Source organism: Pseudomonas sp. GW456-12-1-14-TSB6 (assembly GCF_059424205.1).
The window spans coordinates 29,957-53,242 of record NZ_JBWKZE010000019.1; the positions used below are offsets into that span (position 1 = coordinate 29,957).

Consider the following 23,286-nt stretch of genomic DNA (forward strand, 5'->3'; position numbering starts at 1 on the left):
CCGCTTCGCGAGCAGGCTCGCTCCCACATTTATGACGCCGTGAGGCTTAAGCCTTTTTAGCCGCCTTGGCCTTGGCACCGCGCTGACGCTGGGCTTCGAACAGACACACACCTGTCGCAACCGACACGTTGAGACTGCTGACGCTACCGGCCATCGGCAGGTGCACCAGATAATCGCAATGTTCACGAGTCAGACGACGCATGCCTTTGCCTTCGGCACCCATGATCAGGATGGTCGGACCAGTCAGATCCTGGTCATAGATGCTGACTTCGGCCTCACCCGCCGTGCCGACAATCCACAACCCGCGCTGCTGAAGCTTTTCCAGGGTGCGCGCAAGGTTGGTCACCGCCACCAGAGGAATCACCTCCGCCGCGCCGCAAGCCACTTTACGCACCACAGGGGTCAGGGTGGCCGACTTGTCTTTTGGCACGATGACCGCCAGCGCACCGGCGGCATCCGCCGAACGCAGGCAGGCGCCGAGGTTGTGCGGGTCGGTCACGCCGTCGAGCACCAGCAACAGCGGCGCGCCTTCGGTGCGATCGAGCAGCTCGTCCAGCATCGCCTCGCCCCAGACCTGGCTCGGACTGACGTCCGCCACCACGCCCTGGTGCACGCCTTCGACCCAGGCGTCCATTTCGCGGCGCTCGGCCTGACCGATCTGGACCCGGTTTTCGTTGGCCAGCTCGATCAGCGTCTGCACCCGCGGATCGTTGCGACTCTCGGCCAGCCAGATCTGCTTGACGCGTTTAGGGTGGTGACGCAGCAACGCTTCTACCGCGTGAACGCCGTAGATTTTTTCCAACTGACTCATGACTTCGCCTTCGGTTTACGCGCCCCGCCACTTTTGGCTGGAGCGGAACCCGCTTTCGGCGGGCCTTTACGGTGTTTGCTCGGTTTGGCTGGCTTGCCGCCGGAAGCCTTGTCAGGCACCGACCGTCCGGTCTTTCCCCCGGACGCCGCTTTACCACCGTTTTTGGCATCGGCCAGCAAGGCCTTCTTCAATTCACGGCTTTTGCGCAGCTCGGCGTTTTTCGCCACGGCATCGGCCGGACGATAGGCCTCGACAGCCTTTTCCTTGGCCGGACGACGGCTGGCAGATTTCGCCGGAGCCTTTTCTTCCACAACCTTGGCTGCAGGAGTGGTCGTCTCGGCGCTACGCTTCTTGCGACCGATCGGCGCGCTAAGGGTTTTTTCAGCCATCTCGAAGTCGATCTTGCGCTCGTCGAGATCGACGCGCATGACCCGGACTTCAACGGTATCGCCAAGACGGAAGCTGCGACCGGTGCGCTCGCCCGCCAGGCGGTGGTGCACAGGGTCGAAGTGGTAGTAGTCACCCGGCAACGCCGTAACATGCACCAGACCTTCGACGTAAATATCGGTCAGTTCGACGAACAGCCCGAAACCGGTCACGGCAGTGATCACGCCCGGGAACGACTCGCCCACGCGGTCTTTCATGAACTCGCACTTGAGCCAGTTCACTACGTCGCGGGTCGCTTCGTCGGCACGGCGCTCGCTCATCGAGCACTGCTCGCCGAGTTGCTCCAGCGCTGCTTCGTCGTACGGATAGATGCGCGCCTTCGGAATGGTCATCGCACCGGCACGGCGAACGTGCGGGGTGTCCTGTTTCGAATGGATCACGCTGCGGATCGCCCGGTGCGTGAGCAGGTCCGGGTAACGACGGATCGGCGAGGTGAAGTGGGTATAGGCTTCGTAATTCAGGCCGAAGTGGCCTTCGTTCTGGGCGCTGTACACCGCCTGGCTCAGGGAGCGCAGCATCACGGTCTGGATCAGGTGGAAATCCGGACGATCCTTGATGCTGGCCAGCAAGGCCTGATAGTCCTTCGGCGACGGGCCGTCCTTGCCTTTGTGCAGGGACAGACCGAGCTCACCGAGGAACGCGCGCAGTTTTTCCAGACGCTCCGGCGGCGGGCCGTCGTGGACGCGGTACAGCGCAGGGATCTCGTGCTTCTTCAGGAATTCGGCGGTGGCCACGTTGGCCGCCAGCATGCATTCCTCGATCAGCTTGTGCGCGTCGTTACGGGTGGTCGGACGGATTTCGGCAATCTTGCGCTCGGAACCGAAGATGATCCGGGTTTCCTGCGTTTCAAAATCGATCGCGCCACGCACGTGACGGGCAGCCAGCAATACCTTGTACAGCGCGTAGAGCTGCTTGAGGTGCGGCAAGACGTCGGTGTATTCACCGCGAAGCTTGCGCCCTTCGGTCGCCTTCGGCGTTTCCAGCATTGCACTGACCTTGTTATAGGTCAGACGGGCGTGGGAATGGATCACCGCTTCATAGAAGCAGTAATCGGTCATTTCGCCGGACTTGGAGATGGTCATCTCGCAAACCATGGCCAGACGATCAACGTGCGGGTTCAGCGAGCACAGGCCGTTGGAGAGCTGCTCCGGCAGCATCGGCACCACGCGCTCGGGAAAGTACACCGAGTTGCCGCGCACCTGGGCTTCGTTATCCAGAGCCGAACCGATCTTCACATAGCTGGAAACGTCTGCAATCGCCACGTACAACTTCCAGCCGCCGGAGAACAGGCGCAGCTTGCCTGGCTTGGCTTCGCAGTAGACCGCGTCGTCGAAGTCGCGGGCATCTTCGCCATCGATGGTGACGAACGGCAGATGGCGCAGATCGACGCGCTTCTCTTTGTCTTTCTCTTCGACTTCCGGCTTGAGCTTGCCGGCTTCCTTCAAAACGGCTTCAGGCCAGACGTGGGGAATGTCGTAGGTGCGCAGGGCGACATCGATTTCCATGCCCGGCGCCATGTAGTTGCCGACCACTTCGATCACATCACCTTGCGGCTGGAAGCGCGGAGTCGGCCAGTGAGTGATTTTCACCTCGACGAACTGACCGATCTGGGCGTTGGCGTTACGGCCCGGCGTCACCAGCACTTCCTGCTGGATCTTCGGGTTGTCCGCGACGACGAAGCCGATACCGCCTTCTTCGAAGTAGCGGCCGACGATGCTTTCGTGGGCACGGGACACCACTTCGACGATCACGCCTTCGCGACGACCGCGACGGTCCAGGCCGGAAACACGCGCCAGGGCACGGTCGCCGTCGAACACCAGACGCATTTGCGCCGGGCTCATGAACAGGTCGTCGGAGCCGTCATCCGGCACCAGGAAGCCGAAGCCGTCCCGGTGACCACTGATGCGACCGAGGATCAGGTCGAGCTTGTCGACCGGCGCATACGTGCCGCGGCGGGTGTAGATCAGTTGAGCGTCGCGCTCCATGGCGCGCAGGCGGCGGCGCAGGGCTTCGATCTGGTCTTCTGTGGTCAGACCAAATTCTTCGACCAGTTGCTCGCGGGCAGCAGGCGAACCTCGATCAGCAAGGTGCTGAAGGATCAGTTCGCGGCTGGGAATAGGGTTTTCATATTTTTCCGCTTCACGAGCGGCCTCGGGATCGAGGGACTGCCAATCGGCCATTAGAGAGTTTTCACCTTGTCTATATGCGGGTTAGTTTGGCATAGGCGCCATCAAACGGGAAATTTCAGACTATAAAGGCCTTTCTAAAGCCCTCTATCGACGTTCGAAAGCCGTTTTGAACACCGCTGGTAAAAAAAATCATTTTTTTTGCCGGCAGGGGTTTACAGTTAAAAAGTCGCTCCGTATAGTGCGCGCCATCGACGACGCACACACGTTGACGAGATGCCCAGATGGTGAAATTGGTAGACACGCCAGCTTCAGGTGCTGGTGACCTTACGGTCGTGGAAGTTCGAGTCTTCTTCTGGGCACCAATTCAAATTCAAGATCACGATCTTGAATCTCACAAAAACCCGCGAAAGCGGGTTTTTGCGTTTCCGGGGTTTGGAAAACCTGAATCCCAACGCCTATCAGACCCACCCCCTCCCCGCAAGGCGCACTTGAGAAACAATATCGTTTATCATTGTTGCAAGTTTTTGCAATGCGACAGTGAGGAACCCTGCGAATGATGTTTCGAAATACCCTGCGCCGCGGCTTGACCTTCACCCTGCTCGGCCTGGCACTCGCCACTCCCCTCACCCAGGCTGCCGACACGGTTTCCCTGACGCTCTACAACGGTCAACACAAGGAAGTCGGCGACGCGATCGCCAAAGCCTTCGAAGCCAAGACCGGCATTCACGTGAATGTGCGCAAGGGCAGCAGCAACCAGCTGGCCAGCCAGATCATCGAAGAAGGCGACCGCTCGCCCGCCGACGTCATCTACACCGAAGAATCCCCGCCGCTGAACAACCTCGGCGAGCAAGGGCTGCTGGCCAAGGCCGACGACGCGACCCTGGCTGTTCTGCCGAAAGAATATGTCGCCGGCAACGGCACCTGGATCGGCGTCACCGCCCGGGTTCGCGTGGTGGCCTTCAACCCGAAACTGATCGACGAAAAAGACCTGCCGAAATCGGTGCTGGATTTCGCCGATCCGCAGTGGCAAGGCAAGGTCGGCTTCGTCCCGACCAGCGGCGCGTTCCAGGAACAGGCCGTGGCCATCATCAAAAAGCACGGTCGCGAAGCCGCCGAAGAATGGCTGACCGGCCTGCGCGCCTTCGGCAAGACCTACAGCAACAACATGGTTGCCCTCAAGGCGGTGGAAAACGGCGAAGTCGCCACCGTGCTGGTGAACAACTATTACTGGTTCGCCCTGCAACGGGAAAAAGGCCAGCTTGATTCGAAACTGCATTACTTCACCGGCGGCGACGTTGGCGGCCTGATCACCGTTTCCAGCGCAGCCGTGCTGAAATCCAGCAAACACCCAAAAGAAGCCCAGCAATTTCTCGCCTACATGGCCAGCGAAGAAGGCCAGCGCGTGATCACCCAGACCACCGCCGAATACCCGCTGCACAAAGGCATGGAATCGGATCGCGGCCTCAAGCCGTTCAGCGAACTGGAAGCGCCGGACGTCACGCCGGCCGATCTGGGCAACGCCGAAGAAGCGCTGGAGCTGGAACGTGAAGTTGGCCTGAACTGATGACCGCATCGTTATCCGCCCCCGCTACACGCGGGGGCTACGTGCCAAGGCGCAAGCGGCCGTCGATCTGGCTGGTGCTGCCGGTGTTGTTGCTGGTGGTCATGAGCCTGTTGCCGCTGGCCTACGTCGGGCTCAAGGCCTGGCAGGCGGGCTGGACCGAAGCGCTGCACTTGCTGTGGCGCCCCTATGTGTTCGGCCTGCTGCGCAACACGCTGGCGCTGATGGTTGGCGTGACCGTGACCTGTGGCGTGATCGGTCTGTCGCTGGCGTGGCTGCTGGAGCGCAGCAATCTGCCGGGCCGACGGCTGTGGGGCGTGATTCTTTGCCTGCCGTTCGCGGTGCCGGCGTTTGTCAGCAGCTTCACCTGGGTGTCGTTGAGCGCACAGTTTGAAGGCCTTGGCGGGGCGATCCTGGTGATGAGCCTGTCGAAATACCCGCTGATCTTCCTACCGGTAGCCGCCACGCTGCGCAATCTTGATCCTTCTCTTGAGGAGTCCGCTCGCACCCTGGGACAGAATCGCTGGGGCGTGTTTTTCCGCGTCACCCTGCCGCTGCTCTGGCCTTCGCTGCTGGCCGGTTCGCTGCTGATTGCGCTGCACATGCTGGTGGAATTCGGCGCACTGTCGATCATTGGCCTGCAAACCTTCACCACTGCGATCTATCAGCAATTCGAACTGGAATTCAGCAATGCCAACGCGGCGATGCTGTCGGCAGTGTTGCTGGCGCTGTGCCTGATGCTGTTGTGGCTGGAGTTGCGGGTGCGCGGCAAGGGACGACATGTACGTACCGGCCAGGGTGCGGCGCGTCGAGCTGAACAAGTGCGACTGGGCCCTTGGGCGATTGCCGGTCAGCTGTATTGCCTGATGCTGGCGATTGTCGGCAGCGGGATTCCGCTGGGCATGCTGGCCTACTGGCTCGCCGTGGGATCGTCAGCGGCATTCCCGGTTGCGGCGATCACTGAAGCCTTGCTGTCTTCATTGGCGCTATCGCTGGGTGGCGCTGGATTGTGTCTGGCGCTGGCAGTGCCGGTCGGATTGCTGGTGGTGCGCTACAAGGGCCAACTGGCGATCTGGGCCGAACGCCTGCCCTATCTGCTGCACGCCCTGCCGGGATTGGTAATCGCGTTGACGCTGGTGTATTTCGCCCTGCATTACGTGCCGGCGCTGTACCAGACTTCCGCGCTATTGCTGATTGCGTATGCACTGCTGTTTCTGCCGCTGGCTCAGGCGCCGATCCGCACGGCGTTGAACAAGGCTGCCCCGCAACTCGAAGAAGCCGCCCGCACCCTCGGCGCCTCTTCGTTCACGGCGTTCTGCCGGGTGACCCTGCCGATCATCTTCCCGGCACTGGGCGCAGCGTTTGCGCTGGTGTTTCTGGATGCCATGAAAGAACTGACGGCTACATTGCTGCTGAGTCCGACCGGGCTCAACACATTGGCGACTGAAGTCTGGGCGCATACCGCAAATGTCGAGTTCGCAGCGGCGGCGCCTTATGCGGCGTTGTTGATTGTGGTGTCGGGATTACCCGTCTACCTGCTGACAACCAGGATGTATTTGAGCCGATAAAAAAAATCGCAGCCGAAGCTGCGATTTTTTTGCCCGCTACATCAAGCTCGGAACTGCCCCAGACTGGCCTTGAGTTGCGCCGCCAGACCATCCAGCACCTTGCCGCTGGCCGTGGTCTCGACGACCGCTTGTGCGGCTTTCTCGGCCTGGGCATGAATCGTTTCGACGCGCCCCCGCACAGCCTGCGCGCCTTGCGCCTGATGCGCCGCTGCCTGAGTCGCCAGGCCAATCGCCGCATGCACCTGCTCGACCGACGCCTGCACCGATTGCTGCAACCGCGCACTGTCACGCAGCACCAGCAAACCTTCGCTGGCCTGACGCCCGGCCTGACCGATCGCCTCGACCGCTTCACGGGCGCCCTGCTGCAGGGCCACGATGTGCGCTTGAATGTCTCCGGTGGAGCTTTGGGTCTTGCTCGCCAACGCCCGGACTTCATCCGCCACCACCGCAAACCCGCGGCCGGTCTCGCCAGCACGGGCCGCCTCAATAGCGGCGTTGAGCGCCAGCAGGTTGGTTTGCTCGGCGATGCCGTGAATCACGGTCAGCACCACTTCGATCTGTTCGCTCTGCTGCGCCAGCCGCTCGATGACTTTCGCCCCGGTGTCGACCTGCCCCGCCAGCGCCTCGATCAGGCTGCCGACCTTGGCCGAGGTGCGAGTGTTCTCGTCAGTGGCCTGACGAATATCGACCACCTGCTTCAACGCCGCCTGCATTGCATGACTTTCCGACTGCGCCTCGTCGGCCATTTGCGACAGTGCCCGCAGACTTTCGGCCACTTCATCACGCTGCATTCCGGCCGCTGCATCGGCACCGGCATTGCGCAGGGTCATGGCGCCGATTTCCACACCGGTACGCTGAGCCACATCCCCGGCCTCGCGCACGATCGGCTGCAACTTGTCCACAAAGCGATTGACCGCCGAAGCCATGTCGCCGATTTCGTCCTTGCTGTTGATCTGCACGCGCTTGGTCAGATCACCCTCGCCTGCGGCCAGGTCATCCATGGCGGCGTTGAGCATTTTCAGGCGATTGACGACCCGATGACCGAGCACCACCGCCAGCAGCAACAGCACCCCGGCACCGACCAGCGCCAGGCCCATACCGATACGCCAGCGCAGAGTTGCTGCTGCGTCCTGTACGGTACTGGTGGTGTTGGCCTTCATTTCGGCAGCCGTGGATTGCGCCGATTGCAGGCGCGCACGCATGGCGGTGGCACTGTCGGCAGCGGCGCCTTTGAGGCTGTCGCCAACCAGTTGATCGCTGCTGGCAATCAACGCCGTGAAGCGCTGATCGAGCGCCGCCAGATCGGTTTCAACCGAGGCGGTCGAGACGCCCATCAGCACTTTGCCGATTTCCACGCCATTGGGATTGATCGAAGCTTCAAGGTAGTAGACCGACGGATCGTTCTTCGCCGCATCCAGCACTTTATCCAGCGCCCGCTCGCCCTGACCCTTTTCCAAAAGGGCCTTGTTGATCGGGTTTTCGCGGTTGAGGTAGCGAGTCAGATGCTGGCCGGTGGCGTCGTCATACACCACGAACAGCACGTTGGGATTACGCTGGGCCCGGCGGGCGAATTCGGAAAGGGTCGGTACATCGCTGTCCCACATGGCACGGGGCGCCACGGAGGCCAGCAACTGAGCCATGTCATTGGCCGAATCCTTCAGGTCTTTTTCCAACGTCGCACGCAGCTGCGACTGCTCCTCCTTCAGACGCGAGGAAAGACCGGCGGTAAGACGCTGACGGGTACTCGAGGAGAGGTTGTCGAGACTCGACGTGACTTCGCGCCCGGCCTGCTCCAGCTCTACGGACAACTTCTGGCTATCGGCGCCCAGGCGAGTGCCGAGATCGGCTTCCAGCGCGGTCACGGTGCTCCGCGTCAGGGCGACGGCCACCAGCACTTGCACCAAAAGAGCGATACCAAGGGTAACGAACACGGGCCGCAACAGACGGCTTTGTAACAGTGAGAGAACGGCTGACACTTTGAATCCCTCTACGTCTGACGCCATTAATTTGATGGCACTCTTGTAGACAGAATCACAGCAAAGGTCATGCCGTCCAACAGGCATAAACGACAAAGGCCCCGATGAAGGGGCCTTTGTTTTTTACATCAACGACTTATCAAGCGAACGGATGACGCAGAACGATGGTTTCGTTGCGGTCCGGCCCCGTCGAAATAATGTCGATCGGCGCGCCGATCAACTCTTCAACGCGTTTGATGTAGGCACGAGCGTTAGCCGGCAGCTCTTCCAGGGTCTTGGCACCCACGGTCGACTCGCTCCAGCCTGGCACTTCTTCGTACACAGGCTGCAGGCCCACGTAGCTGTCAGCGTCAGTCGGAGCAACGGCGTTGCCTTGTGCATCCTTGTAGCCGGTGCAGATGTTGATGGTTTCCAGACCGTCGAGTACGTCCAGCTTGGTCAGGCAGATGCCCGAGATGCTGTTCACATCGATAGCGCGACGCAGGATAACGGCGTCGAACCAGCCGCAACGACGGGCACGGCCGGTGGTAGCGCCGAACTCGTGACCTTGTTTGGCCAGGTGCGCACCGACTTCGTCGAACAGCTCAGTCGGGAATGGGCCCGAACCTACGCGAGTGGTGTAAGCCTTGGTGATGCCCAGGATGTAGTCCAGGAACATCGGACCAACGCCCGAACCGGTCGCCACGCCACCCGCGGTGGTGTTGGAGCTGGTCACGTACGGGTAGGTGCCGTGGTCGATGTCGAGCAACGAACCCTGGGCGCCTTCGAACATGATGTCTTTGCCGGCGCGACGCAGGTCGTGCAGCTCGGCAGTCACGTCCAGCATCAGCGGCTTGAGCAGCTCGGCGTATTCCTTGCACTCGGCCAGAGTCTTTTCGTACTCGATGGCAGCCTCTTTGTAGTAACCGACCAGCATGAAGTTGTGGTAGTCCACCAGCTCACGCAGCTTGTCTTCAAAGCGCGGCATGTTGAGCAGGTCGCCGACACGCAGACCGCGACGTGCAACCTTGTCTTCGTAAGCCGGGCCGATGCCGCGACCGGTCGTACCGATCTTCAGCTCGCCGCGGGCCTTTTCACGGGCCTGGTCCAGCGCCACGTGGAAGGACAGGATCAGCGGGCAGGAAGGGCTGATGCGCAGGCGCTCGCGCACCGGTACGCCTTTCTCTTCCAGCTTGGTGATCTCGCGCAGCAGGGCGTCAGGTGCAACCACCACGCCGTTGCCGATCAGGCACTGCACGCCTTCGCGCAGCACGCCCGACGGGATCAGGTGCAAGACGGTTTTTTCACCGTCGATCACCAGAGTGTGACCGGCGTTGTGGCCACCCTGGTAGCGCACTACGGCGGCAGCATGTTCGGTCAGCAGATCAACGATCTTGCCTTTGCCCTCATCACCCCATTGGGTGCCCAGGACTACGACATTCTTACCCATAACACTTGTCCTCATTCGCGCAAACTTGGTGCCGGCGTCAGCCGGCAGGAAAACTCAAGAAGCCAGTGGCGATACTTGCCAAAGCCCGTTCTGCTGGATCAATTGCCGGTCGCAGTCCGCATCACGGGCGGCGGCCAAAGGTTGTCCAGGCAACGCCTGAACGACACGCTGACCCTCACTGCGCAACTGGCAAACCTGCTGCCAGAGTGCCGCATCCGTACTGTCAGGCATCCAGATACCGCCAGACGGTAGCTCGATCTCAGCACGCCCCAGGGTCACCAGGGTTTTCAAATCGGTGGAGAAGCCCGTAGCCGGACGGGCGCGACCGAAGTCGGCGCCGATGTCGTCGTAGCGACCGCCCTGGGCGATGGACTGGCCAACACCTGGCACGAACACCGCGAACACCACACCGGTGTGGTAGTGATAACCGCGAAGCTCGCCGAGGTCGAAGTACAGCGGCAGCTCCGGGAAGCGCACCGACAGACGCTCGGCGATCGCCAGCAAATCTTCCAGCGCCGCCAGTACCGGTGCCGGCGCATTGGCCAGACGCTCGCGGGCAGCGCTCAGCACCTCACGGCCGCCGCACAGGTCGACCAGCGCACGCAGCATGCCGGACAGATCGGCCGGCAGGCCTTCGGTCAGGGTAATGACCTCGTCGATGGCCTTGCGTTGCAACGCATCGAACAACTGCTGCTCGACTTCACCCGACAGACCGGCCGCCTGGGCCAGACCTCGGTAGATGCCGACATGCCCGAGGTCCATGTGCACGTCCGGCACATCGGCCAGTTGCAGCATGGCCAGCATCAGGCTGATGACTTCGACGTCGCTGCTCGGGCTGGCATCGCCGTACAACTCGGCGCCCAACTGGATCGGGCTGCGCGAGGACGACAAGGCACGCGGCTGGGCATGCAGCACGCTGCCGGCGTAGCACAGACGGCTCGGGCCTTCGCGACGCAGGGTGTGCGCATCGATGCGCGCCACTTGCGGCGTGATGTCGGCACGGAACCCCATCTGCCGGCCCGATTGCGGGTCGATGACCTTGAAGGTACGCAGATCCAGGTCCTGGCCCGCGCCGGTCAGCAGGGATTCCAGGTACTCGATATGGGGAGTCACGACAAACTCGTAACCCCAGCTCTGGAACAGATCCAACACCTGACGACGCGCGACTTCAATGCGCGCCGCTTCCGGTGGCAGTACTTCTTCGATGCCATCTGGCAGCAGCCAGCGGTCTACCGTTGCCATTACGCCATTCCCCTTAGATCCGGGCGGCCAGCCCGAGGGCGAGCCTTGAGTGAAGCAGAAAATGACCGGTACGTTCAAAACGCACGCGCATGGACGACGCGGCGAAAGGCCTGTTACCGGCTTCGCCCATCACTTTCCTCGAAAAACTGTCGGGCCATTCAACCCGATCCTCTGCAACAAAAACAGCAATCAAACGTGCAGACGCAAAAAAGCCGGGAATTTCCCGGCTGCCGCATCATACACACGTTTTCCCAAAGGATCACCCCGCCCGAGGTTTTAGCCGCCGGGCGGAATGATTCAGGTCAACGTCGTATCAAGGCTTGGACTTTTCCAGGTAACGGAAGAAGTCGCTGCTTGGGTCGAGGACCAGGACGTCGGATTTGTTCGCGAAGCTTTCACGGTAGGCACGCAGGCTACGGTAGAAACCGTAGAATTCCTGATCCTGGCCGTAGGCCTTGGAGTAGATCGCAGCGGCCTGGGCATCACCGTCACCGCGAATCTCTTCGGATTCACGATAGGCTTCAGCCAGCAACACACGGCGTTGACGATCGGCGTCGGCACGGATGCCTTCGGCCAGCTCGTTACCCTTGGCGCGGTGCTCGCGAGCTTCACGCTCACGCTCGGTGCTCATACGTTCGAACACGCTGCGGTTCACTTCTTTCGGCAGATCGATGGCCTTGACCCGGACATCAACCACTTCGATACCCAGCTCCTTTTCCGCCATCTTGTTCAGCGATGCGGTGATGTCAGCCATGAGTGCATCGCGCTCACCCGAGACCACTTCGTGCAGGGTGCGCTTGCCGAACTGGTCACGCAGACCCGATTCCAGACGACGGGACAGACGCTCGTCGGCGATCTGCTTGAGGCCGGAGGTTGCGGTGTAGAAGCGCTCGGCATCTTTCACGCGCCACTTGGCGTAGGCATCGACCATCACGGCTTTCTTTTCCAGCGTCAGAAAACGCTGTGTCGGTGCATCCAGCGTCATCAGACGTGCGTCGAATTTACGCACCTGGTTAACGTAAGGAACCTTCACATGCAGACCTGGCTGAACATCAGCCTGAACCACGCGACCGAATTGCAGCAACACCGCGCGCTCGGTCTGAGCGACGATGTAGAAGCAGTTCCAGCCAACCAATACCACAACAACGCCAACGATCAGGGCGATCAGCGATTTATTGCTCATCAGCGGGTCTCCCTTGTACGCGACTGCGGCACGTCAGTGACATGCGGCGTGACGTCCGTGTTGTTACTGGCGGCAGCCGAACCGGTGACCGGTGCATTGCTGCCCGAGCTGTTCTGAATCATCTTGTCCAGCGGCAGGTAAAGCAGGTTGCTCTGGCCGTTCTTGTTGCCGGTCACGAGCACCTTGCTGGTGCTGCTGAAGACTTCCTGCATGGTGTCCAGGTACAGACGCTGGCGAGTGACCTCGGGCGCCTTGCGATACTCGGCAACCAGTTTGGTGAAACGATCTGCCTCACCCTTGGCGCGCGAGACCGTTTCGTCACGGTAACCGTTGGCATCTTCAAGGATACGCTGGGCCTGGCCACGGGCTTCCGGCACCACGCCGTTGGCGTAGGTTTCAGCCTGGTTGCGCGAACGCTGCTCGTCTTCACGGGCGCGGATCACGTCATCGAAGGCTTCCTGCACTTCACGCGGTGCCGCTGCGCTCTGTACGTTGACCTGGGTGACGGTGATACCGGTGCGATAGGTATCGAGGAAACGTTGCAGACGCTCCTTGATCTCGCTGGCCATCAGCTCACGACCTTCGGTCAGCACCTGGTCCATCGCGGTGGAACCCACCACATGGCGCAGCGCACTGTCGGTCGCATGTTGCAGGCTGATTTCCGGCTGGTCGACGTTCAGCACGAAGTCCTGCAGGTTGCTGATCTTGTACTGCACGGTCAGCGGCACTTCGACGATGTTCTCGTCTTCGGTCAGCATCTGGCCCTGCTTGGTGTAGGCACGCTCACGCGTGACGTTCTCCATGTACTTCTTGTCGATCGGCGGGAAGTAGATGTTCAGGCCGGGACCGACAGTCTCGTAGTACTTGCCGAAGCGCAGCACCACGGCCTGCTCCTGCTCGTCCACGACGTACACCGCGCTGTACAGCCAGACGGCCGCCAGCACGACCAGGCCGATGCCGAGCAGGCCGCCGAAGCCACCGCTCTTGCCCGAGCCACCACCGTCATCACCGCGTTTTTTTCCACCACCGAACAACCCGTTCAGGCTTTCCTGCAGCTTTCGGAAGGCCTCGTCGAGATCCGGCGGTCCCTTGCGGTCGCCGTTGTTGCGACGCTTGCCACCCCAAGGATCCTGATTGTTCGAGTTGCCACCCGGCTCATTCCAAGCCATAGCGCTCTCCATCTGATAAAGCAAAGACGCACCCACGGCGCGCCGACCAATGCTACAGAATGCCTGCCGTTGCGGCACAACCGCTTTGTCAGGCTTTTATTGCAAAGTGTGTTGCTCGATGAACTCCGTCGGCACAACGCCTTCACGACTGACCAGTCGATTGAGCTCCGAGCGTGGCAATCGAACGGCCAGCAAGCTGACACCTTCTTCGTCGTATTCTTCTTTCTGTACCGCGCCCAACTCGAAAAACTGTGCACGCAGACGCGCAAACCGCTGAGGCAAACGCAAGGTACCCACGAACAAATCGCTGCCGAGCAATTCGGCAATGGCTTGCTCAAGCAATTCCAGACCGGTGCCATCACGGGCTGACAACCAGACCCGCTGGGGCTTGCCGTTTTCATCGCGCTGGATTTGTGGCTCAACGCCTTCAAGCAAATCGAGTTTGTTATAGACCTCGAGGATCGGCAAGTCCTGGGCACCGATCTCGCCCAGTACCACCATCACCTGCTCGATCTGCAACATGCGATCCGGTTCGGCCGCATCGATCACGTGCAACAGCAGGTCGGAGTTGCTCGACTCTTCGAGCGTAGACCGAAATGCCTCGACCAGTTTGTGCGGCAAGTGGCGAATGAAACCCACGGTGTCGGCCAGGACAATCGGCCCCAGGTCGTCCAGATCCAGACGGCGCAGGGTCGGGTCGAGCGTGGCGAACAGCTGGTCAGCAGCGTACACGTCGGACTTGGTCACGTTATTGAACAGCGTGGATTTACCGGCGTTGGTATATCCCACCAGAGACACGGTAGGGATATCCGCACGCGAGCGGCCGCGACGCGACTGTTCGCGCTGGCTGCGCACTTTTTCCAGTCGGCCCTTGATCTGGCGCAGGCGTACCCGCAGCAGTCGCCGGTCGGTTTCGAGCTGGGTTTCACCCGGGCCGCGCATGCCGATACCGCCACCCTGACGCTCAAGGTGAGTCCAACCGCGGACCAGCCGGGTGCTCATGTGGTCAAGCTGGGCCAGCTCTACCTGGAGCTTGCCCTCATGGGTACGGGCGCGTTGGGCGAAAATATCGAGAATCAGACCGGTACGGTCGATCACGCGACACTCGAAAACACGTTCGAGGTTACGTTCCTGACTGGGCGTGAGGACGTGATTGAAGATCACCAGATCGGCTTCTTCGGCGTGAACCAGGTCGCGCAGTTCCTCGACCTTGCCGCTGCCAATCAGGTATTTGGCGGTTGGCCGATGACGCGGCACGTTAAAAAACGCAACGGTCTCGGCGCCAGCCGAATTTGCCAGTTCCTGAAACTCCTGCGGATCTTCGCGCGCCTCAGGGTCCTGTCCATCCAAGTGAACGAGGATGACTCGTTCACCACCACCGTGGCGCTCAAAGAACAAAGGAGACTCCTATCAGGCGTTACCTGGCTCAGCGTCACCTGCTTCGGATTCGGTTGCGCTTGGCAGACGAATTGGACGAACCGGCACGACTGTAGAGATAGCGTGTTTGTAAACCATCTGGCTGACGGTGTTCTTCAGCAGGATAACGAACTGGTCGAACGACTCGATCGTGCCTTGCAGTTTGATCCCGTTCACCAGGTAGATGGAAACCCCCACTTTCTCTTTACGTAAAGTATTCAAGTAAGGGTCTTGTAGCGAATGCCCTTTTGACATGTGCCGCACTCCTTTAAGGATTCAATATAAAAAATAGGTAAACAGATGGCTTTTGCCGCCACACCCCCAAGGATAGACGGCAATTGCAAGGACTCAGCTCAATATGGAGATCGTCCCAAGGTATTTCAAGGCGCGTGGCAGATTGTCGCAATCCAGACTGTCGAGCCAGTGTAAATCTTTCCAGCTGCGCAGCCAGGTGAACTGGCGTTTGGCCAATTGGCGCGTGGCGATGATGCCCCGCTCCTGCATCTCGGCCGACGTCAGCTTGCCATCCAGGAAGTCCCAGACCTGGCGGTAGCCTACCGCACGTATAGACGGCAACCCGGCATGCAGGTCACTTCTATTACGCAGGGCTACGACCTCGTCGATGAATCCCTGTTCCAGCATACTTGTGAATCTTTGTTTAATGCGCTCGTGCAGTACCTGGCGATTAGTTGGTGCAATCGCCAGGTTCGCGACAGTATAGGGCAATTGTTGCAGTCCCGATGCGGCCGCTTCAGCACTTTGCGCAGATTGTTGCAGGCGCAGCGAAGTCATGCTCTGACCGCTGACCCGGTAAACTTCCAGCGCACGACTCAGTCGTTGTGGATCGTTCGGATGGATGCGTGCCGCCGACTCGGGATCGATGACCGCCAGTTGCTCGTGCAGGGCTTGCCAGCCAAGGCGTGCAGCCTCTTCTTCAATCTGCGCGCGAACCTCGGGATCGGCCGCCGGCATGTCCGCCAGACCTTCGATCAAAGCCTTGTAATAGAGCATCGTGCCGCCCACCAGCAGCGGAATTTTTCCACGTGCGGTGATCTCGGCCATGGCCTCCAGCGCATCACGACGGAAATCCGCTGCCGAATAGGCTTCGGCCGGATCGAGAATGTCGATCAGTCGATGAGGGAATTCGGCCAGCAGTTCTTTGGAAGGCTTGGCGGTGCCGATGTCCATGCCGCGATAGACCAGCGCCGAATCGACGCTGATCAGCTCGCACGGCAGCACCTTGGTCAGCTCGATGGCCAGGTCGGTCTTGCCCGCAGCGGTCGGGCCCATCAGGAAAATCGCTGGAGGAAGCTGGCTCATCAACGACCGCGCAGGAACAGTTTGTCCAGATCGTCCAGGCCCAACTGGGTCCAGGTCGGTCGGCCATGGTTGCACTGACCGCTGCGCTCGGTATTTTCCATGTCGCGCAGCAGGCCGTTCATTTCCGGCAAGGCCAGGCGGCGGTTGGCGCGGATCGCGCCGTGGCAGGCCATGGTGCCGAGCAGTTCATTCAGATGCGCCTGAATCCGGTCGCTGGTGCCGTATTCCATCAAGTCCGACAGCACATCGCCCACCAGTCGGTTGGCTTCGGCCTGTTTGAGCAGGGCCGGGATCTGCCGGATGGCCAGGGTTTCCGGGCCAAGGCGCTGCAATTCAAAACCGAGGCGCTGGAACCATGCCGCATGTTCTTCGGCGCAATCGGCCTCGCGCTGACTGACCGCCAGCGATTCCGGCACCAGCAGCGGCTGGCCGCTCAGGCCTTCGCTGGCCATGGCGATCTTCAGACGCTCGTACATGATCCGCTCGTGAGCGGCGTGCATGTCCACCAAAACCAGGCCCTGGGCGTTCTCGGAAAGAATATAGATGCCCTTGAGCTGCGCCAGCGCATAACCCAGCGGCGGGATGTCTTCCTGACCGGCCGGCAGCGCGTTGGCATTCGCTTCAGGCAGCGGCGCAAAAAACTCGCGGTACGCGGCCTGGGCCTCGGCAACCGGCACGGTCGATTGCGGACGCGGCGTGTATTGATACTGATAAGCGCCGCCCGCACTGGCGCCCGACGAGGTATTGAACGCCGGCTGCGCTTGCGGCTGCTCCAGCAACGCATTGGCCGCCAGACGCATTTCGCCCTGCGGTCCGAATTCACCGGCTTCGAGGCCAGTTGGCCGGACGATCGCGGTGGTCACCGAACCAGCAAGCTGATCTTCCGGGCGCACATCACCGAGGGCCCGGTGCAAGGTGCCATACAGGAAGTCATGCACCATGCGCCCGTCACGGAAGCGCACCTCGTGCTTGGTCGGGTGCACGTTGACGTCGACCGCTGCCGGATCGACCTCGAAAAACAGTGCGAACGTCGGATGCCGGCCATTGAACAGCACATCGCGATAAGCCTGACGCACCGCGTGGGCCACCAGTTTGTCGCGCACCGCACGGCCGTTGACGAAGAAATACTGCAAGTCCGCCTGACTGCGGTTGAAGGTCGGCAGACCGACCCAGCCCCACAAATGCAGGCCATTGCGTTCGATCTCGATCGGCAGCGCCTGCTCGAGGAAGCCCGAACCGCAGATCGCCGCCACACGCCGGGCGCGGGCCGCATCATCGTGGGCTTCGTGCAGGCTGAGGATGGTCTTGCCGTTGTGGCGCAGGTGGAAGGCCACGTCGAAACGCGCCAGCGCCAGACGCTTGATCACTTCCTGCAGGTGATCGAATTCGGTTTTTTCAGTCTTGAGGAATTTGCGGCGTGCCGGAGTGTTGAAGAACAGGTCACGGACTTCCACCGAAGTGCCGACCGGGTGCGCCGCTGGCTGCACGCGAGGCGCCATGTCGCGGCCTTCAGTCTCGACCTGCCAGGCCTGATCGGCGTCGCGGGTACGCGAGGTCAGGGTCAGACGCGCCACGGAGCTGATCGAAGCCAAAGCCTCGCCCCGGAAACCCAGGCTCATCACCTGTTCGAGGTCTTCCAGGTTACGGATCTTGCTGGTGGCGTGACGGGCCAGGGCCAGCGGCAGGTCATCAGCGGAAATGCCGCTGCCGTCGTCACGCACTCGCAGCAGTTTGACGCCGCCCTGCTCGACATCGACGTCGATACGCTTGGCGCCGGAGTCGAGGCTGTTTTCCAGCAGCTCCTTGATCACCGAGGCCGGGCGTTCGACTACCTCACCGGCGGCGATCTGGTTCGCCAGCCGCGGGCTGAGCAGTTCAATGCGGGCAGCGTTCAGGACCTGGTTCATTCTTTGGACGCCAGTTCGGTGCCGGGAATGGTCAGGTGCTGACCGACTTTCAGATCATCGCTTTTCAGATTGTTGGCACTACGCAGTGTGGCCGGCGAAATCTGATAACGCACGGCAATCATCGCCACGGTCTCACCCGGACCTACCCGGTGATCACGCGGTCCCTGAGCGATCTTGCCCGAATCACGCAGCCAGGCGATGTAAGTGCCCGGTGGCGGATTCTGCTGGAAGAACTGGCGCACGCCGCTGCTGATCGAGCGCGCCAGCGCCTGCTGGTGGCTCGCTGCCGAGAGTTTGCTCGCTTCGTTGGCGTTGGAGATGAAGCCGGTTTCCACCAGGATCGACGGGATGTCCGGCGATTTCAGCACCATGAATCCGGCCTGTTCCACGCGCTGCTTGTGCAGCGGGGTGACCCGGCCAATGTTGGTCAGGACCTTCTGGCCGACGTTGAGGCTGGAGGTCAGCGAGGCGGTCATCGACAGGTCGAGCAGAACGCCGGCCAGCATCCGGTCCTTGTCGTCGAGGCTGACGTTGCCGGCACCACCGATCAGGTCGGAACGGTTTTCGCTGTCGGCCAGCCAACGGGCGGTTTCCGAGGTGGCTCCACGATCAGACAGGGCAAACACCGACGCACCGAACGCCGCCGCAGACGGCGCAGCGTCGGCGTGGATCGAGACGAACAGGTCGGCGCCCTTCTTGCGGGCAATCTCGGTACGACCGCGCAACGGGATGAAGTAGTCACCGGTACGGGTGAGTTCGGCGCGGAAGCCTTTCATGCCGTTGACCTGACGCTGCAGCTCACGGGCGATCTGCAACACCACGTCCTTTTCACGCTGGCCGCGCGAACCCGACGCTCCAGGGTCTTCGCCACCGTGACCGGCATCGATCACCACAATGATGTCGCGCTTGCCGGCCGGGGCCGGTGGCAGCTTGATCGCAGGTTCCGCCGGCGTGACAGGCACTGCAGGAACGGTCGCGACCGACGGCGCAGGTGCAGGCGGCGGTGCGGCGTCAGCCGGGTTGTCGAACAGGTCGACCACCAGACGGTTGCCATACTGGGCGTTCGGCGCCAGCGAGAAGCTTTTCGGAGTGACCGCTTTTTTCAGGTCGATGACCACCCGCAGGTCGGTCGGCGTGCGCTGGGCCGAACGCATCGCAGTGATCGGCGTGTTGGCGGTCTGCACATTCAGCGGCGCGCCGAGGGTGGCGCCGTTGATGTCGATCACCAGACGATCCGGCGCGGTCAGCGTGAAGACGCTGTGCTGCACCGGGCCTGTCAGGTCGAACACCAGTCGCGTGTTGTCCGGCGCCCGCCACAGGCGCACGCTGTTGACCTTCGTCTCGGCCACAGCGTTGACGGTTACTGCCATCAACATCAGTCCAACGGCAGCCACCAACGCGCGAAAGCGCATACCTAACCCCATCATTCAATTGGTTTCCAATGCCAAAGCGGCACACCAGGCCTCGCCGCGCGAGCCCTGGGATAAAATGGTCAGCGAACGTCCGCTGTCTTGCGGGCTAATGGTAATGGTCAGGTCAGGCTTTGGCAAAAAGCCTGCACCTTTATCGGGCCATTCGATCAGGCACAGGGCGTCGTCTTCGAAATAGTCGCGGATGCCGAGAAACTCCAGTTCCTCGGGATCGACCAGACGATACAGGTCGAAGTGAAACGCGCGAACGTCACCGATCTCGTAGGGCTCGACCAGCGTGAAGGTCGGACTTTTCACCGCTCCCACATGCCCCAGACCGCGAATGATGCCCCGCGACAGCGTGGTTTTGCCCATCCCGAGGTTGCCTTGGAGAAAGATCAGGCCATGGCCCTGGGTGATACGGGCGATGCGTGCGCCAAAGTCGCTCATGGCCTGTTCATCGGCCAGGTACAGGGTTACTTCAGACACGGTGCATGCTCCTCCAACAACTGACGAATGGCTGGAATCAGATCACTGGCCGCCAGCCCACGGCCGAATTTACCTTGTTGCAGACCGGCGTTGGCGTGCAGCCAGACTGCCAGACTCGCGGCGTCAAAACCGTCCATGCCCTGGGCCAGCAGTGCGCCGATCAGGCCCGCCAGCACATCGCCGAGCCCGGCAGTGGCCATCGCCGGATGGCCTTGATGACACAGCGCCAGACGACCATCGGGATGAGCGATCAGACTGCCTGCGCCTTTGAGCACCACCACCGCTGTATATTTTTTGCTCAACGCCAGCGTGGCCGCCGGACGATCAGCCTGCACTTCGGCGGTACTGATCCCCAATAAACGCGCCGCTTCCCCCGGATGCGGCGTGATCACGCAATCCCTGGGCAAACTGACAAAACCCGAGGCCAGCAGGTTCAGCGCATCCGCGTCCCATACTTGAGGCAGCGCTGCATTGGCAGCGGCCGACAACAGCGCTCGCCCCCAACTGGCCTGCCCAAGCCCCGGCCCGACCACCAGCACGGACACCTTGTCCAGCAGCCCCATCAGTTGATTGGCCGAAGAAGTGCCCAGCGCCATGGCTTCCGGTACCCGGCTCAGCGCCGCCGGCACATGTTCCGGGCGAGTCGCGACCGAGACCATCCCGGCACCACTGCGCAACGCGCTTTCGGTGCTCAGCAGGATCGCCCCGCCAAAGCCGTGATCGCCGCCGATCAGCAGCACATGGCCGAAACGCCCCTTGTGGGCAGCCGGCGCACGGGCAGCCGGACGCGGCAGGTTAATCGCGTTGAGCCGTTGAGCGATGGCAGAAATGTCACTGAAATTTTCGGCCGTGGCCTGCAGGTCGTTAAACAGCAGTTCGCCGACATGATCCACCGCCTCGCCCGTGAACAGCCCGAGTTTCAGCCCGATAAAAGTCACGGTGAGGTCGGCGTGCACCGCTTCACCCAGCGCATGGCCGGTGTCGGCGCATAATCCGGAAGGGATATCGACCGCCACCACTGGCAGCCCGCTGGCATTGATCGACGCAATCGCAGCGGCATAAGGCTCACGCACCTCGCCGCTCAGGCCGGTGCCGAGCAACGCGTCAACGACGATGCCGCGCAACTCACAGGACAGATCCCATGGGGCAATCGATACACCCTCGGCCACGGCTTCGGCGTGCGCCACAGCGGCATCGCCCTTCAAACGCTGCGGCTCACCGACAGCCAGCACCTGAACCTGCCAACCCGCCCGATGGGCCAGCGCCGCCACCAGATAACCATCGCCGGCGTTGTTGCCGTGTCCGGCCAGCACCGTCATTTCATTCGCGGCCGGCCATTGGCGCACCAGCGCGCGCCACGTGGCATGGGCGGCACGCTGCATCAATTCGAAGCCCGGCGTGCCGGCGGCGATCAGCCGTGCATCGAGTTCGCGCACTTGCGCGGCACGGTACAGCACGTCGGGTAATTGATCTTTAGTGTGCGGCATGCGTCTTCGGGCTCCGATGTCTGGCAGAATTATACGCACCTCAGCTCCGGTTTCTCTCGCCTCATGTCCGCCATCACCACCGATCTTCCCGCCCTCGCCCAATCCATCAAGGACTGGGGCCGCGAGTTGGGCTTCCAGCAAGTCGGCATCAGCGGTCTGGACCTGGCCGAGCATGAGCAGCACCTGCAACGCTGGCTCGAGGCCGGCTACCACGGCGAAATGGAGTACATGGGCGCCCACGGCAGCAAACGCTCGCACCCTGAAGAACTGGTGCCGGGCACCCTGCGTGTGGTGTCGCTGCGCATGGACTACCTGCCGGGCGACACACAAATGGCGCAATTGCTGGGCAAACCGGAAAAAGCCTACATCTCGCGTTACGCCTTGGGCCGCGATTATCACAAGTTGATCCGTAAACGCGTTCAACAACTGGCGGACAGGATTCAGTCCGAAATCGGCCCGTTCGGTTTCCGAGCCTTCGTCGACAGCGCCCCGGTGCTGGAAAAAGCCATCGCCGAGCAGGCCGGGCTGGGCTGGATCGGCAAAAACACTCTGGTGCTCAATCGCAAGGCCGGCAGTTATTTCTTTCTCGCTGAACTGTTCGTCGATCTGCCGTTGCCGGTGGATGAACCGCATAGCACCGAACATTGCGGCCGATGCACCGCATGCCTCGACATCTGCCCGACCAACGCTTTCGTAGGCCCGTACGTGCTGGACGCGCGACGCTGCATTTCCTACCTGACCATCGAACTGAAGAACGCCATCCCCGAAGATCTGCGACCGCTGATCGGTAACCGTGTGTTCGGCTGCGACGATTGCCAGATCTGCTGCCCGTGGAACCGCTTCGCCCGCCCGTCCGGCGAAAGCGATTTCAAGCCACGGCACAATCTGGACAACGCAGAACTGGCCGAACTGTTTATGTGGGATGAAGACAAATTCCTCAGCAGCACCGAGGGTTCGCCGCTACGTCGGGCCGGTTACGAGCGCTGGCTGCGAAATCTGGCGGTGGGACTGGGAAATGCACCGTCAAGCATTCCAGTGCTGGAAGCACTCAAGGCGCGGCGCGAATACCCGTCAGAGCTGGTGCGAGAACATGTGGAATGGGCTTTGAAACAGCACGCCGACCGTCAAGGCGCGTCGTTATAGACGAACTTCGGCATTTCCCAATGGAAGCGAATCGCCAACAGCCGCAATAGAAAGCCACCGAACAACGTGATCAGAATCGCCTGCTCGCTCGGCACATTGAGGAACAGACAGAGCATGTAGCACCACGCCGCAGCGAACGAGACACTGGCGTAGAGTTCGCGGCGGAAGATCAGCGGGATGTCGTTGCAGAAGATATCGCGCAGGATGCCGCCGAACACACCCGTGATCACGCCGCTGACCGAAGCCACCAGCATGCCGTGGCCCATTTCCAGGGCGGTCATGCAGCCGATCAGGGTGAATGCCACCAGACCGACCGCGTCGAGCACGAGAAACAGCGAGCGCAGGTGACGCATCCAGCGTGCGGTAAACACGGTGATCATCGCCGCAATCGTCGTCAGTACCAGATATTCCGGATGTTTGACCCAGGTCAGCGGGTAATGCCCGAGCAGCACGTCGCGCACCGAACCGCCGCCCAATGCGGTGACGCAGGCGATCAGCACCACGCCGAACCAGTCCATGCCGCGACGGCCCGCAGACAGGGCGCCGGTCATGGCTTCGGCAGTAATGGCGACGAGGTAGAGCATCAGCAACATGGTGGCG

General features: G+C 61.4%; 18 protein-coding genes and 1 tRNA gene. 4 read left to right on the forward strand and 15 right to left on the reverse strand.

What is annotated here, in order from left to right; all coding sequences use genetic code 11:
• Positions 1-46: 46 nt before the first annotated feature.
• Positions 47-811: a 23S rRNA (guanosine(2251)-2'-O)-methyltransferase RlmB gene (gene rlmB / locus AC07Y2_RS18340; RefSeq protein WP_039766671.1), complete on the reverse strand. Its 765-nt coding sequence runs from the start codon at positions 809-811 to the stop codon at positions 47-49.
• On the reverse strand, positions 808-3,438 hold the full coding sequence (rnr, locus tag AC07Y2_RS18345) for a ribonuclease R (RefSeq protein WP_103386594.1): 2,631 nt from the start codon (positions 3,436-3,438) through the stop codon (positions 808-810). The genes rlmB and rnr overlap by 4 nt, the downstream gene beginning before the upstream one ends.
• 224 nt (positions 3,439-3,662) lie before the next feature.
• Between rnr and AC07Y2_RS18350 the strand changes: the two genes are divergently transcribed.
• The 3 genes from AC07Y2_RS18350 to AC07Y2_RS18360 all read left to right on the forward strand — a co-directional run bounded on the left by AC07Y2_RS18350 (position 3,663) and on the right by AC07Y2_RS18360 (position 6,516).
• Positions 3,663-3,749, forward strand: a tRNA-Leu gene (locus tag AC07Y2_RS18350).
• 191 nt (positions 3,750-3,940) lie between these two features.
• Positions 3,941-4,951 carry an extracellular solute-binding protein gene (locus tag AC07Y2_RS18355; protein ID WP_039766666.1) on the forward strand — a complete coding sequence of 337 codons (1,011 nt, stop codon included), beginning with the start codon at positions 3,941-3,943 and terminating at the stop codon, positions 4,949-4,951.
• Complete coding sequence (locus AC07Y2_RS18360; protein WP_103386593.1) at positions 4,951-6,516, forward strand: ABC transporter permease; 1,566 nt, start codon at positions 4,951-4,953, stop codon at positions 6,514-6,516. The genes AC07Y2_RS18355 and AC07Y2_RS18360 overlap by 1 nt, the downstream gene beginning before the upstream one ends.
• 41 nt (positions 6,517-6,557) lie before the next feature.
• Here the strand turns inward: AC07Y2_RS18360 and AC07Y2_RS18365 are convergent, their stop codons facing one another.
• The 12 genes from AC07Y2_RS18365 to AC07Y2_RS18420 form a co-directional block, all read right to left on the reverse strand.
• A complete protein-coding gene (locus tag AC07Y2_RS18365) occupies positions 6,558-8,492 on the reverse strand; it encodes a methyl-accepting chemotaxis protein (protein ID WP_103386592.1) in 1,935 nt (644 codons plus the stop codon).
• Between the two features lie 139 nt (positions 8,493-8,631).
• Positions 8,632-9,921 (reverse strand): adenylosuccinate synthase, encoded by a 1,290-nt coding sequence (locus AC07Y2_RS18370; protein ID WP_039766659.1) that lies wholly within the window; start codon positions 9,919-9,921, stop codon positions 8,632-8,634.
• A gap of 54 nt (positions 9,922-9,975) precedes the next feature.
• Entirely contained in the window at positions 9,976-11,163 is a 1,188-nt protein-coding gene (locus tag AC07Y2_RS18375; RefSeq protein WP_011332186.1) for an ATP phosphoribosyltransferase regulatory subunit, read from the reverse strand.
• Positions 11,164-11,476: 313 nt separating this feature from the next.
• Positions 11,477-12,346, reverse strand: a complete 870-nt coding sequence (gene hflC, locus AC07Y2_RS18380; RefSeq protein ID WP_007950723.1) for a protease modulator HflC — start codon at positions 12,344-12,346, stop codon at positions 11,477-11,479.
• Positions 12,346-13,515 (reverse strand): FtsH protease activity modulator HflK, encoded by a 1,170-nt coding sequence (hflK, locus tag AC07Y2_RS18385; protein ID WP_039766653.1) that lies wholly within the window; start codon positions 13,513-13,515, stop codon positions 12,346-12,348. The genes hflC and hflK overlap by 1 nt, the downstream gene beginning before the upstream one ends.
• 96 nt (positions 13,516-13,611) lie before the next feature.
• Positions 13,612-14,913, reverse strand: a complete 1,302-nt coding sequence (gene hflX, locus AC07Y2_RS18390) for a ribosome rescue GTPase HflX (protein ID WP_074689634.1) — start codon at positions 14,911-14,913, stop codon at positions 13,612-13,614.
• 12 nt (positions 14,914-14,925) lie between these two features.
• A complete protein-coding gene (gene hfq, locus AC07Y2_RS18395; protein ID WP_007902656.1) occupies positions 14,926-15,186 on the reverse strand; it encodes an RNA chaperone Hfq in 261 nt (86 codons plus the stop codon).
• A gap of 93 nt (positions 15,187-15,279) precedes the next feature.
• On the reverse strand, positions 15,280-16,251 hold the full coding sequence (gene miaA / locus AC07Y2_RS18400) for a tRNA (adenosine(37)-N6)-dimethylallyltransferase MiaA (RefSeq protein WP_085667724.1): 972 nt from the start codon (positions 16,249-16,251) through the stop codon (positions 15,280-15,282).
• On the reverse strand, positions 16,251-18,158 hold the full coding sequence (gene mutL / locus AC07Y2_RS18405; protein WP_039766643.1) for a DNA mismatch repair endonuclease MutL: 1,908 nt from the start codon (positions 18,156-18,158) through the stop codon (positions 16,251-16,253). Before mutL ends, miaA begins: the two co-directional genes overlap by 1 nt.
• Positions 18,155-19,534: an N-acetylmuramoyl-L-alanine amidase gene (locus AC07Y2_RS18410; protein ID WP_371916417.1), complete on the reverse strand. Its 1,380-nt coding sequence runs from the start codon at positions 19,532-19,534 to the stop codon at positions 18,155-18,157. The genes mutL and AC07Y2_RS18410 overlap by 4 nt, the downstream gene beginning before the upstream one ends.
• A gap of 51 nt (positions 19,535-19,585) precedes the next feature.
• Positions 19,586-20,056 carry a tRNA (adenosine(37)-N6)-threonylcarbamoyltransferase complex ATPase subunit type 1 TsaE gene (gene tsaE / locus AC07Y2_RS18415; protein ID WP_103386590.1) on the reverse strand — a complete coding sequence of 157 codons (471 nt, stop codon included), beginning with the start codon at positions 20,054-20,056 and terminating at the stop codon, positions 19,586-19,588.
• Positions 20,044-21,543, reverse strand: a complete 1,500-nt coding sequence (locus AC07Y2_RS18420) for an NAD(P)H-hydrate dehydratase (RefSeq protein ID WP_103386589.1) — start codon at positions 21,541-21,543, stop codon at positions 20,044-20,046. Before AC07Y2_RS18420 ends, tsaE begins: the two co-directional genes overlap by 13 nt.
• 63 nt (positions 21,544-21,606) lie before the next feature.
• Here AC07Y2_RS18420 and queG point away from each other — a divergent pair, with 63 nt between their 5' ends.
• The gene (gene queG, locus AC07Y2_RS18425) at positions 21,607-22,686 is read left to right on the forward strand and encodes a tRNA epoxyqueuosine(34) reductase QueG (RefSeq protein ID WP_074689629.1); all 1,080 of its coding nucleotides are present in this window, start codon (positions 21,607-21,609) and stop codon (positions 22,684-22,686) included.
• Here queG and AC07Y2_RS18430 read toward each other — a convergent pair.
• Positions 22,668-23,279, reverse strand: a complete 612-nt coding sequence (locus AC07Y2_RS18430) for a trimeric intracellular cation channel family protein (protein WP_039766632.1) — start codon at positions 23,277-23,279, stop codon at positions 22,668-22,670. The two genes, queG and AC07Y2_RS18430, sit on opposite strands and share 19 nt — an antisense overlap.
• Positions 23,280-23,286 lie beyond the last annotated feature (7 nt).

Excerpts from the sequence above, each read along its gene's own strand:
- mutL (WP_039766643.1), bottom strand. The coding sequence starts at position 18,158 with ATGAACCAGGTCCTGAACGCTGCCCGCATTGAACTGCTCAGCCCGCGG.
- hfq (WP_007902656.1), bottom strand. The coding sequence starts at position 15,186 with ATGTCAAAAGGGCATTCGCTACAAGACCCTTACTTGAATACTTTACGT.
- rlmB (WP_039766671.1), bottom strand. The coding sequence starts at position 811 with ATGAGTCAGTTGGAAAAAATCTACGGCGTTCACGCGGTAGAAGCGTTG.
- miaA (WP_085667724.1), bottom strand. The coding sequence starts at position 16,251 with ATGAGCCAGCTTCCTCCAGCGATTTTCCTGATGGGCCCGACCGCTGCG.
- AC07Y2_RS18430 (WP_039766632.1), bottom strand. The coding sequence starts at position 23,279 with ATGTTGCTGATGCTCTACCTCGTCGCCATTACTGCCGAAGCCATGACC.
- AC07Y2_RS18410 (WP_371916417.1), bottom strand. The coding sequence starts at position 19,534 with ATGTTGATGGCAGTAACCGTCAACGCTGTGGCCGAGACGAAGGTCAAC.
- AC07Y2_RS18420 (WP_103386589.1), bottom strand. The coding sequence starts at position 21,543 with ATGCCGCACACTAAAGATCAATTACCCGACGTGCTGTACCGTGCCGCG.
- hflC (WP_007950723.1), bottom strand. The coding sequence starts at position 12,346 with ATGAGCAATAAATCGCTGATCGCCCTGATCGTTGGCGTTGTTGTGGTA.
- queG (WP_074689629.1), top strand. The coding sequence starts at position 21,607 with ATGTCCGCCATCACCACCGATCTTCCCGCCCTCGCCCAATCCATCAAG.
- hflK (WP_039766653.1), bottom strand. The coding sequence starts at position 13,515 with ATGGCTTGGAATGAGCCGGGTGGCAACTCGAACAATCAGGATCCTTGG.
- AC07Y2_RS18375 (WP_011332186.1), bottom strand. The coding sequence starts at position 11,163 with ATGGCAACGGTAGACCGCTGGCTGCTGCCAGATGGCATCGAAGAAGTA.
- AC07Y2_RS18370 (WP_039766659.1), bottom strand. The coding sequence starts at position 9,921 with ATGGGTAAGAATGTCGTAGTCCTGGGCACCCAATGGGGTGATGAGGGC.
- AC07Y2_RS18360 (WP_103386593.1), top strand. The coding sequence starts at position 4,951 with ATGACCGCATCGTTATCCGCCCCCGCTACACGCGGGGGCTACGTGCCA.
- AC07Y2_RS18355 (WP_039766666.1), top strand. The coding sequence starts at position 3,941 with ATGATGTTTCGAAATACCCTGCGCCGCGGCTTGACCTTCACCCTGCTC.
- rnr (WP_103386594.1), bottom strand. The coding sequence starts at position 3,438 with ATGGCCGATTGGCAGTCCCTCGATCCCGAGGCCGCTCGTGAAGCGGAA.